Source organism: Sphingopyxis sp. P1IMeth2 (assembly GCF_900185685.1).
GTDB classification, from domain to species: Bacteria; Pseudomonadota; Alphaproteobacteria; order Sphingomonadales; family Sphingomonadaceae; genus Sphingopyxis; species Sphingopyxis terrae_A.
The window spans coordinates 329,605-344,229 of record NZ_FYAT01000012.1 but is presented as its reverse complement, the minus strand read 5'-3'; the positions used below and the strand labels follow the sequence as shown (position 1 = coordinate 344,229).

Genomic DNA, 14,625 nt, shown 5'->3' with positions numbered 1-14,625 from the left:
GCGCGCCGAATGTCAGATCACCATGCCGAAGGTCTGGAGGATCGAATCCGCCTTGATGAGGCAGACCGCCGCCACGATCGTCGGGATGCCGATCATGATGTTGGAAAAGAGCCGCGAGACGCCGAACAGGAAGGCGGCTACGCCGCCAACGAAGCCCAGCGGGCCCTTCACGCCCTTGTTCACGACGATGTCGTAAATGTCGTAGCCGAGGTCGCCGGCCGCGGGCGCCTGGAACGCGTGGGCCACGCCAGCGAACGCGACTGCGGCCAGGAGGAAAAGCACTACCGCGTCGATCGTGCGGAACGTCCTTCCCCGAAACATTGTCACCATGTCCATTCTCCTTGAAGGGAGACCGTCCGAAACTGCCTGCCGGCACGACGAAAATCGTTTCCGGCCGACGGCAGCGGTGGACGGCCTCCGACGAAAGCCGATGCCGCCGGCATTCCGGTCCTCGATCCCCTCCGGGCGCCCTCATGCGAGCGGCAGGGAGCGGTCGGGGCCCGCCAGAGCTTTTGGGGCGGGGTGCCGATCAGGGATCGGCTCCGGCGACTCCCTTCTTCGCATTCAGGAACGCCTCGAGTTCCGCCTGCTGGAAGCCAGACACGAGCTTCCCATCGACAAAGAGGGTGGGGGTTCCTGAAATGCCCATCTTGCGAACCATTGCCGCGTGGCGTGCGACAGTCTCCGCGCCCGCCCCGCATTTTGCCAGGCCGCGAGGGCTCGTGCCCGCATAGATAGCCTTGAACGCCGCCGCCTTGTCGGAGGAGCACAGGATATGCTCGGCCTTGGCGGCCGCGTCCGGATGGATGCCGCTCACGAAATAGACGAGTCGTTGGACCGGTTTGCCTTCCGCGGCTTTTGCCGCCCAGAAGCGATCGAGCGCCTGGCAATAGGGGCAATCGGGATCCGTGAACTCGACGACCTTGGGTGCGCCGGCGGGGCCGATGACCAGGGCATCGCGTTCGTCGATCGCCCCGAGCCGCTTTCGCGCACTAGCATCCTGGGCCATCGCGGTGATATTCACGCCATTCTTGTCGTAAATCGCCGCGAACAGCAGGTGATCGCTTTCCGGCGCGAAATAGAGGACTCGCCCGCCGGCGATCGCCTGATATATTGGCCCCCTTACAGGCGCCGGTCCGAACTCCTCGAACTGGAGGTTGGTGAAGGTCTGTCGCAGCTCCCGTTCCGCCTGCACGGCGGCGTTGCCGAGCGCTTCTTCGGAAGCGTCCGCCGATGAGGCTTGCGCAAGCGCAGGGGACGCGATCGCCATGGCGGCGCAGCACAACGCACTAGCGGCGCGCATCGAATTTCTCTCCGGCGGGCGTGACCGCGTTGAGGAAGATCGACCTGTCGATCCGGTGCGTCGCGCCGAGCGTGACCGGCGTTTTCGCCAAAGGCTCGCGAGGATCCAGGATCGGGACGGTACGGCGCTCGATCGAGAAACCGCTCGCGTCCTGGGTGACGATCAGTTCACCTCGTCTGGCGGACGGTTCGGTCTGCTCGGCGCAGCGACCCGCATCAGAGTGGGCCGATGCCGGCGTGCCGCCGGATAACAGGATTGCGATGCCCGCAAGGCACCGATTGTACGGCGTCATGACATGTCTCCTCGTGGCGCAAATTGCACCGTGACTAGCGATCGGTGGACCGGAACGGACCTGATGAACCGAGACCCATTGGTCTCCTCAAACCGGAACGAGGCGAGGAATGATGATGAAACGAAGAGCGCACAATGGTGAGGGCACTGAAGTGCCGATTGTGCAAATTCCGCGCCCAGGCTGCCTGAACGGCGCCCTGATTCACAATTGGCGGTCCGCGGGGTCACAATTGATCCCGGGAGACCGAAAATTGCACTTCGGCTTACCGCCGCAAATGGTTAATATGCTGATGGTATCACCACGCTGGTTTTCTGTGTGCTGGGAGGCAGACCGATGACGCGGCAATCACGCACGTTCAAATTGCGGCTTTCTCCGGCAGGCATGGATTTGCTCATCGACTCCCATGTCCACCTGATCCGAAGCACGCGGGCATTGCTCGCCTGGGGCACCACCCTCCAGGTCGCAGTCGATTGTCTCGACCGAATGCCGGCGCCAAAGGTTCTGGAGCAACTCGCCTCGCTTTCGAAAGCGGGTCTTCAGGGCGGCGAGGATCATTATGTCGGCGCGTCCAAGGGCCTCAATCATATTGCGACGCGTATCGCCGAGCGCGTCGTTGAAGTCGCGCCGGATCGTGATGCGCCGACCCTGGCGAGCATCTACATTGTCGCCCTGCACCAACTTACAAGAACCGACCACAAAACGCTCCGTGCGACCTATGAGCGCGTGAAGCCGACAGCCCATAGCGGCGCGCCCGGATAGAAGCCTTCACATTCTCAAGGTCTTGCGCGACGCGACCCGGCAAGAATTGCGGCAGTTCCGTTTGACCGTGGTGTGATGCACACCTAGCATTCCAATAGTTACAGGCCTTGGCTGGGGCAATCTCCCGAGAAGGAGACGCGGAAATGTCGCTGGAAGACGCGGCTTCCGTCGCTGAAGGCCCGCTGTCGCGTATCAAGGAACAGTCGGGAAGGCGAATTGAGGAAGCGAGAAAACGGGAAGGGCTGACGCAACGCGAACTGTCGAGAGAGCTCGGCATGGGCGTGCGCTGGCTACGCGAAATCGAATCCGGAAATCCGAAGGCAAGGCTCGATGACCATCTGCTCTGTGCTTACAAGTTGGACATCTCGACGGGGCACATCCTCATCCCGCTGATGTTCTTTTCGCAGAAGATGGCCTTCCCCATGCAGTTGGCGATCGGGGATCTGCGCGAACTCGAACGATTGTGCATCGAAGTCGTCGCGCAAAAGCATCTCGACCAACTGACGAGCGCGCTCACGCCCCGCTGGAGCCAGGGGCTCCGCATTTCATCGGCCGCTTGATCGATGGCACCGGAGAGCGTCACCCAAGATCGGATTTATCGAACGCTCAAGGATGAAATCCTGGCCGGGCATATCGATCCGCACGCGCGCATAGATATTCAGCGGATCGCGGATCAGTCCATGGCAAGCCCGACCCCGGTGCGTGAGGCACTTTGCCGGCTGGTCGGCGAATCATTGGTAGAGCCCCATCCCGACGGCGGATTTCGTATCGCGCTGCCCGATTTTCATGGGCTCACCAGCCTCTACATCTGGACCGGCCAGCAACTACTCGCCGCGCTCCATCTGTCGAGCGCCGCCGCAATCCGCCAAGCGATGGCCGGTGTGCCGGAATTTCGGACGGGTCTTGAGCCCGTGGAACTTGCGGAGTCCACAAGCACGACCTTTGAGACCATCGCCGGTGCGTCTGGAAATAGAGAATTCGTGGCGGCGGTACAGCGGTCGAATGAACGCCTTCAATATTTTCGACTCGCCGAGCCGAGATTGTTCGGCGACCTTGAGCGCGAGCTTCGAACCTTCTTTCGAAACGGCACGATCGACGTCAAAACCAACGTCCGAAGGCGCGTCATCGCCTATCATCGGCGGCGTATTGAACATGCCTCGCAGCTTTACGCCCTTGTCCAAACCTTAACGGCAACCCCCTGATATGGCTTGCCTTCGCCGCGCTTGTTAATTTCGAATTTCCTATAAGTTACGGAAATATAGCAAGAATTGCGGCGTATATTTGAACGGGTCCGCTCCAGAATCCGGTAAATCTGGGACTGCCGCGAATGTTCGCGGCGTTTCATGAAGGAGTGTGTCATGCAACGCAATGACCATGATCTCGACGCTGAAGTCATCGACCTCGGCGTTGCCAGCGAAGTCACCAAGGGGTCCATCGTTGGCCCCCTCGACACCAAGGGCGGCCGCGATTTCGGCGCCGCGGGAATCGCCGACGACTGAACGGGAGGGCGCACGGCCACAAGGCTGTGCGCCCAACCGCGAGGGGGTGAACCATGATCGCGCGCCTGAGAGATGATTTGCACTTTTGCGTCTGCTCCGGACGAACGGTATTTCTCGACGTTCGCGCCGACCGGTATTTTCAATTGCCGACCGATCAAGACTTGGCGTTCCAACGGTTCGCCTCTGGCCGTACCGCGCAACTAGGCGATGAGGCTGCTCTCAGCGCGATTGCCATGAGAGGCTTAGTTGTAGACGCGTGCCTGGGAACGCCGGTGCTGTCACCTGCAATAGTCTCCCCGCCAATGGCCGAGATCGCGCCTGCGCCATCCATGGCTAAGATTACCGACCGGATTGCAGCACTCATATCCGTCCATAAGGCGCGGTTCGAATTGGGCAGGCGATCTCTCAAAAACGTCATGGACCTTATGTCGCGGTCGAGCGCCGCTCTCGTTGCGGAAGGCGCCGATGACCCAACCGCTGTCGACCGGGTTGCGGCGGCGTTCGCGGCAACGGGCGTCATGATACGGCGTCAAGATCAATGCCTTCCACTGTCTATTGCGTTCAAGCGGCTCTGCCTCACACGCCGGGCTCGCACCACGCTGGTGATCGGCGTCAAGCTCGATCCCTTCGTCGCACATTGCTGGATCCAGAGAGACGAATATGTCGTCAACGACACGCTTGAACGTGTCCGCCTATTTAAGCCGATCCTGGCAATCTGATGGCGCTTCGCTATCTTGTCTTGGCCTCGCGCGGTGGCGAACTCGACACCGAATTGGTCGACGAGGTCGGCCGACGAACCGGACTTATCGCCCATTGGCGCTCGTCTCGTCTCGCTGTTCTGACTAGCGACCCACGGTCGCCCCTCGGGATTGGCAATGGCACCGGAGCGATCATTGGCGACCTGTTCTATCGCCACGGTAGCGGGCCGGGGATCAAGAACTTCGACCCCGCGTCCGGCATCGACCTCGCCACGGCGCCGGCCCGGCAACTTCTGGAGCGTTACTGGGGCGGTTATCTTGCTGTCTGGACCGATGGTGAACTGGTCCGCGCGCTTCGCGACCCCTCCGGCCAGCTGCCATGTTGCTATGTGACCGGCCCCAGAGTCGTGGCGTTCGCGTCGGATCCCAGGCTATTGGTCGATGCCGACCTCGTAAGCATTTCGATCGACTGGGACGGGGTGGCGACCACTCTTTATGTCGACGACCTCGCGCAGATTCGCACGGGGCTGACCGGGGTTTCCGATTTGCTCGCGGGCAACCTTGCGACCGTGAACGGGAATGGCTGCTCGCAGGATATTTGCTGGTCACCGTGGCACTATGTTTCGGACTCACCGGAGTTGGATCCCGCCGTCCATGTCGAAAGACTGCGCCGGGCTGTCGAGCAATGCAGCCGGGGGTGGGCTGCGACATTCGATAAAAGCATTTTGGCGGTATCTGGCGGGCTCGACTCTTCGATTTTGGCGTCGTGCATGGCGGCAACGCCGGAATTGGAATGCCTCACGCTTAGAACGAATGAACCGCGAGGGGATGAGACAATCTATGCCAAGGAACTGTGCGAATGGTTCTCGCTGCCGCTCGAGAAGCGAACCTATCGGCTCGATCAGGCCGATATCATGCAGTCTGCCGTCGCCCATTTGCCCAGGCCGGGAGGGCGGGCACAGATGGTGGCGTATGACGCGACCGTCGTTCGGCAAATGGTGGATCGGTCCGCGACGGCATTCTTCACGGGCGCTGGAGGGGACAATGTCTTCTATAATACGCGTTCCGTTCGCCCGGTTGTCGACCGCTATCTCGCGGCTCCGACCGTTTCAGGTCTTCTGGCGACACTACGCGACCTCGCGCAGGTCACAGAGGCGAGTATTTGGGAGGTAGCGCGCTGCGCCATCTCCATTCCGAGACGCCGCGGACCCAAATATAGCTGGCGCTGCGAACCCCAGTTTCTGCATCCAAGCTGGATCGAACACCTAATCCAGGAAAAGCCATCTCATTCTTGGCTGGAGGCGCCGACGGGTGCATTGCCCGGCAAATGCGGACATATAGCCATGATCACGCGCGCCCAACATTATATGCACGGACATGACAGGCGGCTTCATTTCACGGAAATCGCACCTCTCTTGTCGCAACCCGTCGTGGAGACGGCATTGGCCATTCCCAGCTGGATGGCTTGCGAGGGTGGTGTCGATCGGTCCGCGGCGCGGCGTGCCTTTGCGCCCAAGCTGCCGCCGAATATTATTCGCAGGCGAATGAAGGGTGGACCGGACGCGTTCGCAATGGAGATATTGAAATCCAATTACGACCTCGTTCGGGATCGCCTTCTCGGGGGACAGCTCGCAACCAATGGGATCATTGACAAGCAGGAGCTGGAAGCCGTGCTTGCTAGGAATCAGGTGACGCAGGGCACGAACTATGTGCGCATCCTCCTTCTTCTCGATACCGAAGCTTGGATAGAGACCTGGCAATCGAGCGCGATCCACGACAATAGGAGCACGAGGAAATCCGTCACAAACTGACGAAATGCGCCAGGCATCCCGGCGCTATCCACAATGCTCATCCTTATGGCATTTCTCGCGAAGCTCCCGCCAGTGTTCCGCTTCTGCCCGTCGACGGGGTTCGGTCGGAAGTTCACCCTTGAACCAGAAATCAAACCAGTCGAGCGACCGCTGGTAAATAGCCAGTCGGTGCGCGGGCTGCCACTTGACGTGGAATTCGTTCGGAAACACGAAGAGATCGACGACCCGTCCTGCCTGTTTCAAAGCTGTGTAAGCCTCAAGGCCGCCGACATATTCACGATCAGATGCCTGGATCAGGATCGGGAATCCGATCCGGTCGGTGTTCTGCGCAAACGAAATCTCGCGCCAGAATTCGGGCGCGGGCTGGAGGATGCTTGGGTAGCCGATCTGCCTGTAGAGATCGTCGAGGTCCGGCCCGTCCAGATATGCCTGAGACCGTTCCCAACAACAGTGGCTCATAATCGCCGCGGAGAAAAGCGAGCTATGTAGCGCAGCGAATTGGATGGTCGTCGAGCCATCACTCATGCCGGTGATGCCTATGCGCTTGTCATCGATGACCCCGCGACCGATGAGCTGCCGCAGCGGGGTCTCGATCGATGAGAGAAAGCTTTTCCGGTTGCCCCAATCTTTAAGATTGACCTGCTCGACCTCAACCAGGGTCGTGGCCTTGGCCAATATCCCGAGATGCGGTGGTCGGTTGACGCTGAGGACCGCATAGCCCTTGTTCGCAAGCGCGTGGATCGGATATTCATCTCCGACGCCGCCGCGCAAGAATCCTCGCGACACATATTGCACGACCACCGCCGGATAGCGTTGCCCGGGCTGATAATTGACGGGTAAGACGAAGTCTGCGGCGCTCTCCAGACCAAAGCTGTTACGAACGTTCATACGCTCGACTTTTCCAACCCGAAGGGCTCGCCATTCGGGGTTTGGGTCGAAGAGTGTTTCCATGCTACCGCGCCGAAGGTCGATCCGGACAAGGTGCCTTGGGCGGGTCGACGTCTCGCGCAAGCAGAGGAGTTCGCGCCCGGAGGGCTCGCAATCGGCAAAATAGTCCTTCGTTTGCAGAATGCGCCTCGGCCGCGCCTGGCCCGGGATCCACTCGTACAGACCGGTCAAGCTCTTTGCCCAGCCCTCACGCCGAAGAAAAAACACGCTCTTTCCGCCCGCGATGGTCCAGGCCGGAGCTTGTGCATCGGAGCAGCTATCCGCTGGACAGCTAATGGTTCGGCCGTCGGCGCTAGCATATTTGACCGTGGTGCCCGGATAGACAAAAGTGGCATCGGTCATTTCAACCCACGCTTCGGGAATTCGGCTCCCTTTCGCCTCTGCGCCAGGCTCACGCGGGTTCTTGATGGATGGGGCCTCGAGCGCATCGCGCTCGGTCGCCGTCGCTGGGCGCACGCCCCCCCGTTCCAAGTCTAGGACATGGAACACGGAAGCAATGTGCTCAGGCAACTGCGGCTTGCTTCCGGCTAGCGGGAAATATCGACCGTCGAAGTGATGGCCCGTCAGACCTTCTCGCTCGATCGCCGCCTTGGCTTCGTCTAGCGCAGGGCGCGTCGTGAAGATGAGGCTTCTGCTATCGGGCATCAGCCGAAATCGATCGACATCGATCGGGCTATCGGTCAGCGGCGCGCTTCCACCTCCATCGGCTGCCGCCTTCCAAACCTGGGTCCGTCCGTCCACTCGCTTGAGAAACATGATCCACCGGCCGTCAGAAGACCATTGCGGCGTGATTGCTTCGATAATCCCGCTTTCCTGCGTAGAGCCATCGAGCTGGTGGATTTCATAGCGGATGAGATCTCCACCCTGGTCAACGAGCCGCGGGGCCGCGCCCGACAAGGGTACGATCATGATGCCTTGGCAATAGCTGTTCGATGCAGGATCGGCTTGTCGAAGTGGAAGCGCCACGGCGCTTCCATCGGGCGACAGCGTGAACAACCGGCGATCAGGCAGCTCGTTCAGCGGGGGACCGATATCCCGCACTCGCACGAGATCTTCCGGCTCGACGCCGCGTCCATTCCCTCGGACCCGTTCGAAGGCGGGTGGAAGCAGTCCGGAACAGTCCGGATTTGCGGCCAGCCCCGGCTGTGCATAGAGGAGCTGAGATGCGAATATGGCGGCGCGCACGAGGGCGCGATTCCGGTGGTTGCGCACGGGCTACCACGCTTTCATGATCGTCAGGTTGATCGTCCGGCCCGACGCGGGATAATTCGTCGAATCATACGACGGGTCACTCACGCTTCGACTGCGCGTCCTCGATGGACGTTCGTTGAAGAGGTTGCTGACCGAGATGAGCACGCTGGCCTCGCGAAGCGGACCTGTCGATGCGCTGCTTTTCCATTGTCCCGCGAGATCGAAGCTCAGGAAAGAGCCGACGCGAACATGCGGCAGAATCCTGTTGTCCAATGTGCCGCCAATATAGTTGCCAAATCCCGACAGGGTAAACTCGCCACGGCTCCATGTAGCGCCGCCTTGAACTCGCCAATCCGGGGGATTGAAAATGACGCCGGCGAGGTCGACTGTTGCCGCTCCCTCGAGGAGCTGGCGGTTGCTCTTGAGATAGGTTGCCGATCCTTGCAGGCTCAGGTGATCATTGGCGCCAAGATCGACCGCATAGCTTGCCGCAAGGTCGACGCCACTCGCCTTCTGTCGAGCCGTGTTGCGGAGTACGCCTTCGATAAGCGCATAGACATTGCCCGGATCATAGGGGCCTCCGGTAAAATTCTCGAGGCCGAAGAGCGAGCCCGCCGACCGGGCGTCGATCTCGGATGCAGTCGGAGATAGCGTGATCAGGTGGCTATAGAGCGGATTTGATAGCGCGCCGAAAATTGACGTGATCGGATTGCCGACGCGACCATTGTAACGGATTTTGAAATAGCTTGCCTCGATTTTCAAACCCCGAGCGAAACTGGGTGTGATCGTGGCGGTCGCTGTCCAGGTGGTCGCTCTCTCCGGACGCAAATCTGGGTTTGCACCGGCGGTATATACGACCGTGCTACCTGCGGGCGCACCACTGGCGCCGAAGAACTCCGCCGGAAGCAGGAGGACCTCATAACCCCGATACTGGTCGTAGAGCGTCGGCGCCTTGAACGATTTTCCCCAGCTGAACTTGAAGGAGAAATTAGGGTCCGGGCTGTAGATCAATCCGAGCTTGGGCGACGCGACGCCGCCGATATCGTCATAATCTTCATAACGCACGGCTGCTGTCGCCCGCAGTTCCCTAAGGACGGAAATGGCGTTCGCCTCGCTGAAGATCGGCAATGACAGTTCGCCAAATCCATATCGAACCCTGTGTCGCCGGTCAAAGGAGAGGATCGGCGTCGTAACGCCGCCAATGGTTTGACTGCTCTGGGCATCGAGGCTGGTGGATCGAATTCCAGCGCCGACAACGAGCCGCGCATCGCCGCCCGGGAGCGCGAACAGCGGGCCTTCTCCATAAGCCTCAATGCTCTTGATCGAATTGTGGTACGGAATCCTGCGCGTACTTGCGGTCTGGCCGCTGCGATAGGAAACGCCATCACCGATCGTCCGATCTTCACCATAGGTGCCTGCAACGCTGAGTTCCCATGACGCGGGAAGCCGGACGCGCAACGTGGGCGACACCGAGAATGTCTCGACAGTGCTCGCGAACGTATCGCCAAAGAAGCGGACATCGGAGGCGACGGAAAATGGGCTCGCCTGCGAAGATTTTCGCCGACTATATTGACCATCGACTTCCAAACGGATGTCGTCGGTGACCTGATGAAAACCGGATATGACGCTGCTGAACTGATCCATGCCCGGTATCAGCGTCGCGGACCCGTTGACCGTATCCGCATAGGGTCTTTGGGCTGCGATGATCGGCGTGGAATGCTTGTAGTCCGCCGTGAGCAAAATTCCGCCGCCCGTCCAGGTCGTCCCCGTGACCGCGCTATATTGTTGCTCGGTTCCTCCGCCGTCAGTCGTGAACGCGACTCTCGCCGAAGTCCACACGCCGTCATAGCTCTTCCGCAGAATCACGTTTGCAACGCCGCCGACAGCGTCCGATCCGTAGAGTGCGGAGGCGCCGTCGGCCACGATCTCCAACCGCTCGATTGCAGCCAACGGTATTGCCGAGATGTCGACTCCCTGGCGAACCCCGTCATAGGCAACGCGATGACCGTTGATCAGCGTGAGCGTCGCGTCGGCGCCCAGGCCGCGCAGGTTGACCGTTGACGACGAGTTCAAATTCTCGCTTCCTCCTTGCCCGCTGCCGACGACGCCGGGATTTTGGCCGCCGTTGAAATTTTGAGGGAGGTTGCGAACATATTGGCCGAGATCGGAGAATCCGCGGTCCACAATGTCATCGCGCGTCGCGACGATGACAGGTGAGGCAGGCTTGCTTCCGCGAATTCGCGTGCCGGTCACGATGATGGCAGTATCTTTGCTCGCCGCCGGGCTGGGTTCGGTTGCACCCGACGGTGCCGATCGCCCCCGGATGACATAGCCGCCGTCCTGGAATTCCGCGACAAGATCGGTCCCCGCCAGCAGGCGGGCGATTGCTTCCTTGACGCTATAGGTGCCGCGAAGCGGAGCGACCTGCCGTCCCGCGACCGCTTCGGACGCGAAAATCACCTCTACGCCAGCCTGCCGCCCGACCGCAATGAGGGCGTCGGCGAGCGGCATCGATGCGATGCTGAAGTCTTGCCGGGCATCCTGTGCCACGGCAATATTCGTAACGCACAAACCGCCAATCGCAACCACCGCCAGCAACGTACCACGGCCAAATCGTCTCGCCACCATACTGTCCCCCAATCTCTCGCCGGCTAGTCGGCTATGGGGAATGGACGCTCGCTATCGCGAACTACGGGGCGGCTGCGAGATTATTTATTTCGTCTCCGCAACAAGATCTCACCGTCTGGAGCATGCTCGACAACGAGGTCGAAGAGGAGCGCAAGTTTCGCTGCGAGCTTGTCCGGCTCATCAAGACGAAACCGACCGGACACCTTCAAGCGTGAAAGCTCATCGTCCATGACCCGAATAGGTGTGCCGTGGCGATTGGCAAGCGTCAGGATCTCGCCGAGCGGAGCTGCCGCAAACTCACGGACATCCAGCTCGGCAGTCTCCGCGACCAAGCGCTTGCCGTCGTCGACCGCGGGAGACGGGACCGCCTGCTGGCTGACCACGCTCCCGTATGAGACCGTCTCGCCAGCCACCATGCGCTTGATCGTGGAAGTCTTCGTCGCGCTTGGCATGGCGACATCGACCTTGCCTTGCAACAGCCGCACAGTCACATTCTCGCGCCGGTGCAGGGCCACTTCGAAGATGGTTCCGCGGGCCGTGATGCTCCCGCGTGCCGCGAGAACCACGAACGGCCGTCGCTCATGCGCCACCTCGAATCTGGACCGGCCTCGTTCGAGACGAAGCGTCCGCTGCGCGCGAGTATAGCGGACGACCAGTGCGCTTTCGGGTTGCAACGTCACCTTCGAGCCATCGGACAGCACCTGGGTCAAGACCTGCCCCTCTCGCGTCGCCAGCCGCAATGCCCCTTCGGGGGCGATGGCGGTTTCCGGCAGTCGGCGCCATGGTCCGTAAACCCATAGGGTGGACAATCCGGTCACGATGACTGCCAGCGCGGCCAACACTCCCAGGGTCTGGCGTGCACGGCGCCGATGAGCGGGACGAACCCGCGCATCTTCCCCATCACGTTCCTCTTTCAGGAACTTGCCCATCGCATAGATTTCGCTCGCGCGATTGTAGAACGCCCGGTGCAGGGCGCCCCGGGCAAGCCATGCCTCGAACGCGGGCTTGTGCAGGTCGGCTTCCGGGCCGCGCATCCGGCCGAACCAGACGGTTGCTTCGCCCATGAGGCCGTCCCCATCGTCCGGTTCGTCCTGAAATCCTTGGTCGCTCATCCCTTTTTCAGCGCTTTCCCGATCCGGAGGATCGCCTCTCCAATATGCCATTCGACCGTTCGCGTGCTAATGCCGAGTTGCCCGGCGATCGATTTGACGCTCAGTTCTTCAACCCGGTGTAAGAGAAAGACCTCCCGCGTCCTAGGCGGTAAAGCATCGACTGCGGCGCGATAGAGCTCCTGCATCTGCTCTACTTCGATCGCATGGGCCTGATCGGGCTCCATGCCCGGCTCAATGCCGTCCATCGACGTGAAAACAGGCTGTCGCCGTCGCTTCCGGTGTCGATCGATGAGAAGATTACGCAAGACGCGTTTGAAATAGCCTTCCGGGTCACGAAGCTCGGCAAGCGGACGTCCAGCCGCCAATCGCGCGAACACATCCTGGACGAGATCGTCAGGATCCTCCAGACCACGGAACCGGAACCGGAAGTATCGCGCCAGCTGCGGGGCTTGGGTGCGGTAGACGGCTTCAAGATCGCGGCGGTCGCCCGCGGTCTCGTCGCCATGATCTTCAATCCGAGAGGACATGGGATCACACGAAGATCGCGTCATGACCGGTCGCAACCGGGACAAGGAAAAGGCAGGCAATAATCACGGGCAGGCCATCCGAAGATGTCGGTCAAGATGCCTATACTATCGTTCGACCCGAATGGACGAACGCCCGTGATGTCTGGCAGGATAATTCCACAACGTCGTTTGCCGACAACCTGACGCGTTGCGCATCAAATGTGCATCACATCTCGCTCCTTCGCAACCATGTCTTTGTTTCCCCTCAGGATCCGCATTGATCTATGAGGCTGATCAATTCTTCGATGCATTCGTCGAGCAAGCGAAGGCCGGCAGCCGAAAGATCGACATTGACCCGCCGCCCGTCGCGGGGATCAGGATATCTGGTCAAAAGCCCGCATTCAACGAGCCGGTTGATCGTGAACAATGCCGTGCGGCCCGGAACATTGGTCGCGCCGCACAGGCTGGTGAGCGAGATGGGCCGGTGCTCGTCACGCAGATAAAGGTCGAGCATCATGTCGAGCGCCGGCGTCGAGAACAGGTCGCGCCCCAGTCTGTCGCCGACATGGCGGCCTACGCGGACGATCAACCGCGCGAAGGTCACACGGTCCATTCCAGCGGCCAGCGGAGGTGCTCCCGCGTCCGCCATCACACAACTCGCACGGCTCGATTTGCGATCGAACGACCGTTCGATCGCGGCACGCCGATATCACGGGCAATGCGGTGACCGGCGAGCGAATAGGGTTCGCCGGCGCACCCGCTTATCAAGCTCCCTGCCATGGATTGCCTCCTGCGCCGAAGGCCATCCTTGCTGAAGGCGGCGCCCCGCGATTGTAAAAAATTCCGGAAATCAGAGATTGCAATCAAACCGGATCAAATGGACGCGCCGCTCGAACCGCACCGGGAAGGCAGGTGGGGAGAAGGGGTGAGGGGGTGTCGCTATTCCCCTTCCAGGAGATGATCCAGATATGAACCCCAACCGCGACCCGGTCCTTCAATCGGCCGCAATCAACCTCGTGGAGGCCCTTGGCGGATTATGGCGCGATGGCGGCGCGATGTGCCGATGTCCCGCGCACGATGATGCGAGCCCCAGCCTGTCGGTCCGGATCGGCGAGCGAAGCCTGTTGTTCAAATGTTTCGCGGGCTGCCCGACCGCCGAGATATTGCGCGCGATCCGCCGGCTTCATCTCGACATTCCATCGACTGCGCCCACGCACGCCTTGAGGCCCATCGGCGCCCCATCGTCCACCACCGCGCTCGCGCGTCGAATCTGGGATGCTGGCGATCCTCTGTGGGGTACGGCCGGCGATCGCTATCTGCGCTCGCGCGCCCTCGAGATCCGGACATCGGCACTGCGCTACAATCCGCATACGCCCCTGGGCCGCGGCACAAGCGTCCGGTTTCGTCCAGCCATCATCGCCCCGATCGTTGAAGCGTCACGATTGGTCGCGATCCAGCGCATCTTTCTCGACCCGACCACAGCAACGCTGGCCGCCGATCTCGAGAAACCCAAACTCACGCTTGGGCGTCCATTGGCCGGGGCGGTTCGCCTGTCTCCCGCACGCACGGTGCTCGGCCTCGCCGAAGGGATCGAGACGGCGCTTTCAGCCATGGTCCTGCTCGGTATCCCGGTATGGGCTACCCTTGGAACCGAGCGTCTGTCGCGGATCGGATTGCCCGACGCGATCGAGCACCTCCTGCTTCTTCCCGACGCCGACAAGGCTGGGCGGGCCGGCGCGCACCTCGCGGAGCAGGCCTATGCCGCTCCCGGCCGCGTTGTCGAAACGCGAATGCCCTGGTTCGGTTTCAATGACTGGAACAATGTCTTGCGGCGGCTGGCTGCGAACGGCGATCGCAATCTGGCCGACGCGGCCTGAC

The 14,625-nt window shown here is 61.0% G+C and carries 15 protein-coding genes; 7 read left to right on the top strand and 8 right to left on the bottom strand.

Annotation, left to right across the window (positions count from 1 at the left end; all coding sequences use genetic code 11):
* Positions 1-12 precede the first annotated feature (12 nt).
* The 3 genes from P1IM2_RS08410 to P1IM2_RS08400 form a co-directional block, all read right to left on the bottom strand.
* Positions 13-330: a hypothetical protein gene (locus P1IM2_RS08410; RefSeq protein WP_186402521.1), complete on the bottom strand. Its 318-nt coding sequence runs from the start codon at positions 328-330 to the stop codon at positions 13-15.
* A gap of 199 nt (positions 331-529) precedes the next feature.
* The gene (locus P1IM2_RS08405; protein WP_186402142.1) at positions 530-1,270 is read right to left on the bottom strand and encodes a DsbC family protein; all 741 of its coding nucleotides are present in this window, start codon (positions 1,268-1,270) and stop codon (positions 530-532) included.
* 19 nt (positions 1,271-1,289) lie between these two features.
* On the bottom strand, positions 1,290-1,595 hold the full coding sequence (locus P1IM2_RS08400; RefSeq protein ID WP_186402141.1) for a hypothetical protein: 306 nt from the start codon (positions 1,593-1,595) through the stop codon (positions 1,290-1,292).
* 381 nt (positions 1,596-1,976) lie between these two features.
* Between P1IM2_RS08400 and P1IM2_RS08395 the strand changes: the two genes are divergently transcribed.
* The 6 genes from P1IM2_RS08395 to P1IM2_RS08370 all read left to right on the top strand — a co-directional run bounded on the left by P1IM2_RS08395 (position 1,977) and on the right by P1IM2_RS08370 (position 6,362).
* Positions 1,977-2,354, top strand: a complete 378-nt coding sequence (locus P1IM2_RS08395) for a hypothetical protein (RefSeq protein ID WP_186402140.1) — start codon at positions 1,977-1,979, stop codon at positions 2,352-2,354.
* A 143-nt stretch (positions 2,355-2,497) separates the two neighbouring features.
* On the top strand, positions 2,498-2,914 hold the full coding sequence (locus tag P1IM2_RS08390; protein WP_186402139.1) for a multiprotein-bridging factor 1 family protein: 417 nt from the start codon (positions 2,498-2,500) through the stop codon (positions 2,912-2,914).
* Between the two features lie 3 nt (positions 2,915-2,917).
* Entirely contained in the window at positions 2,918-3,556 is a 639-nt protein-coding gene (locus P1IM2_RS08385) for a GntR family transcriptional regulator (protein WP_186402138.1), read from the top strand.
* A 156-nt stretch (positions 3,557-3,712) separates the two neighbouring features.
* Complete coding sequence (locus P1IM2_RS08380; RefSeq protein ID WP_186402137.1) at positions 3,713-3,853, top strand: benenodin family lasso peptide; 141 nt, start codon at positions 3,713-3,715, stop codon at positions 3,851-3,853.
* 53 nt (positions 3,854-3,906) lie between these two features.
* Complete coding sequence (locus tag P1IM2_RS08375; RefSeq protein ID WP_186402136.1) at positions 3,907-4,572, top strand: lasso peptide biosynthesis B2 protein; 666 nt, start codon at positions 3,907-3,909, stop codon at positions 4,570-4,572.
* Positions 4,572-6,362 carry an asparagine synthase family protein gene (locus P1IM2_RS08370; RefSeq protein WP_186402135.1) on the top strand — a complete coding sequence of 597 codons (1,791 nt, stop codon included), beginning with the start codon at positions 4,572-4,574 and terminating at the stop codon, positions 6,360-6,362. Before P1IM2_RS08375 ends, P1IM2_RS08370 begins: the two co-directional genes overlap by 1 nt.
* Before the next feature lie 24 nt (positions 6,363-6,386).
* On the opposite strand, the gene P1IM2_RS08365 is transcribed toward P1IM2_RS08370, so the two are convergent.
* From P1IM2_RS08365 to P1IM2_RS08345, 5 genes are all read right to left on the bottom strand, one after another.
* Positions 6,387-8,522, bottom strand: coding sequence for an Atxe2 family lasso peptide isopeptidase (locus P1IM2_RS08365; RefSeq protein ID WP_186402134.1), 2,136 nt, complete (start codon positions 8,520-8,522; stop codon positions 6,387-6,389).
* Between the two features lie 3 nt (positions 8,523-8,525).
* Positions 8,526-11,051: a TonB-dependent receptor gene (locus tag P1IM2_RS08360; protein WP_186402133.1), complete on the bottom strand. Its 2,526-nt coding sequence runs from the start codon at positions 11,049-11,051 to the stop codon at positions 8,526-8,528.
* A gap of 158 nt (positions 11,052-11,209) precedes the next feature.
* Positions 11,210-12,241: a FecR family protein gene (locus P1IM2_RS08355; protein WP_186402132.1), complete on the bottom strand. Its 1,032-nt coding sequence runs from the start codon at positions 12,239-12,241 to the stop codon at positions 11,210-11,212.
* Positions 12,238-12,792 carry an RNA polymerase sigma factor gene (locus tag P1IM2_RS08350; RefSeq protein ID WP_186402131.1) on the bottom strand — a complete coding sequence of 185 codons (555 nt, stop codon included), beginning with the start codon at positions 12,790-12,792 and terminating at the stop codon, positions 12,238-12,240. The genes P1IM2_RS08355 and P1IM2_RS08350 overlap by 4 nt, the downstream gene beginning before the upstream one ends.
* 220 nt (positions 12,793-13,012) lie before the next feature.
* Entirely contained in the window at positions 13,013-13,360 is a 348-nt protein-coding gene (locus P1IM2_RS08345) for a MarR family winged helix-turn-helix transcriptional regulator (protein ID WP_186402130.1), read from the bottom strand.
* Between the two features lie 355 nt (positions 13,361-13,715).
* Here P1IM2_RS08345 and P1IM2_RS08340 point away from each other — a divergent pair, with 355 nt between their 5' ends.
* Positions 13,716-14,624: a toprim domain-containing protein gene (locus P1IM2_RS08340; protein ID WP_186402129.1), complete on the top strand. Its 909-nt coding sequence runs from the start codon at positions 13,716-13,718 to the stop codon at positions 14,622-14,624.
* Position 14,625 lies beyond the last annotated feature (1 nt).

Coding starts and splice junctions, on each gene's coding strand:
- P1IM2_RS08340 (WP_186402129.1), top strand. CDS start 13,716: ATGAACCCCAACCGCGACCCGGTCCTTCAATCGGCCGCAATCAACCTC.
- P1IM2_RS08405 (WP_186402142.1), bottom strand. CDS start 1,270: ATGGCGATCGCGTCCCCTGCGCTTGCGCAAGCCTCATCGGCGGACGCT.
- P1IM2_RS08370 (WP_186402135.1), top strand. CDS start 4,572: ATGGCGCTTCGCTATCTTGTCTTGGCCTCGCGCGGTGGCGAACTCGAC.
- P1IM2_RS08350 (WP_186402131.1), bottom strand. CDS start 12,792: ATGACGCGATCTTCGTGTGATCCCATGTCCTCTCGGATTGAAGATCAT.
- P1IM2_RS08380 (WP_186402137.1), top strand. CDS start 3,713: ATGCAACGCAATGACCATGATCTCGACGCTGAAGTCATCGACCTCGGC.
- P1IM2_RS08345 (WP_186402130.1), bottom strand. CDS start 13,360: ATGGACCGTGTGACCTTCGCGCGGTTGATCGTCCGCGTAGGCCGCCAT.
- P1IM2_RS08410 (WP_186402521.1), bottom strand. CDS start 330: ATGGTGACAATGTTTCGGGGAAGGACGTTCCGCACGATCGACGCGGTA.
- P1IM2_RS08390 (WP_186402139.1), top strand. CDS start 2,498: ATGTCGCTGGAAGACGCGGCTTCCGTCGCTGAAGGCCCGCTGTCGCGT.
- P1IM2_RS08395 (WP_186402140.1), top strand. CDS start 1,977: ATGGATTTGCTCATCGACTCCCATGTCCACCTGATCCGAAGCACGCGG.
- P1IM2_RS08355 (WP_186402132.1), bottom strand. CDS start 12,241: ATGAGCGACCAAGGATTTCAGGACGAACCGGACGATGGGGACGGCCTC.
- P1IM2_RS08385 (WP_186402138.1), top strand. CDS start 2,918: ATGGCACCGGAGAGCGTCACCCAAGATCGGATTTATCGAACGCTCAAG.
- P1IM2_RS08400 (WP_186402141.1), bottom strand. CDS start 1,595: ATGACGCCGTACAATCGGTGCCTTGCGGGCATCGCAATCCTGTTATCC.
- P1IM2_RS08375 (WP_186402136.1), top strand. CDS start 3,907: ATGATCGCGCGCCTGAGAGATGATTTGCACTTTTGCGTCTGCTCCGGA.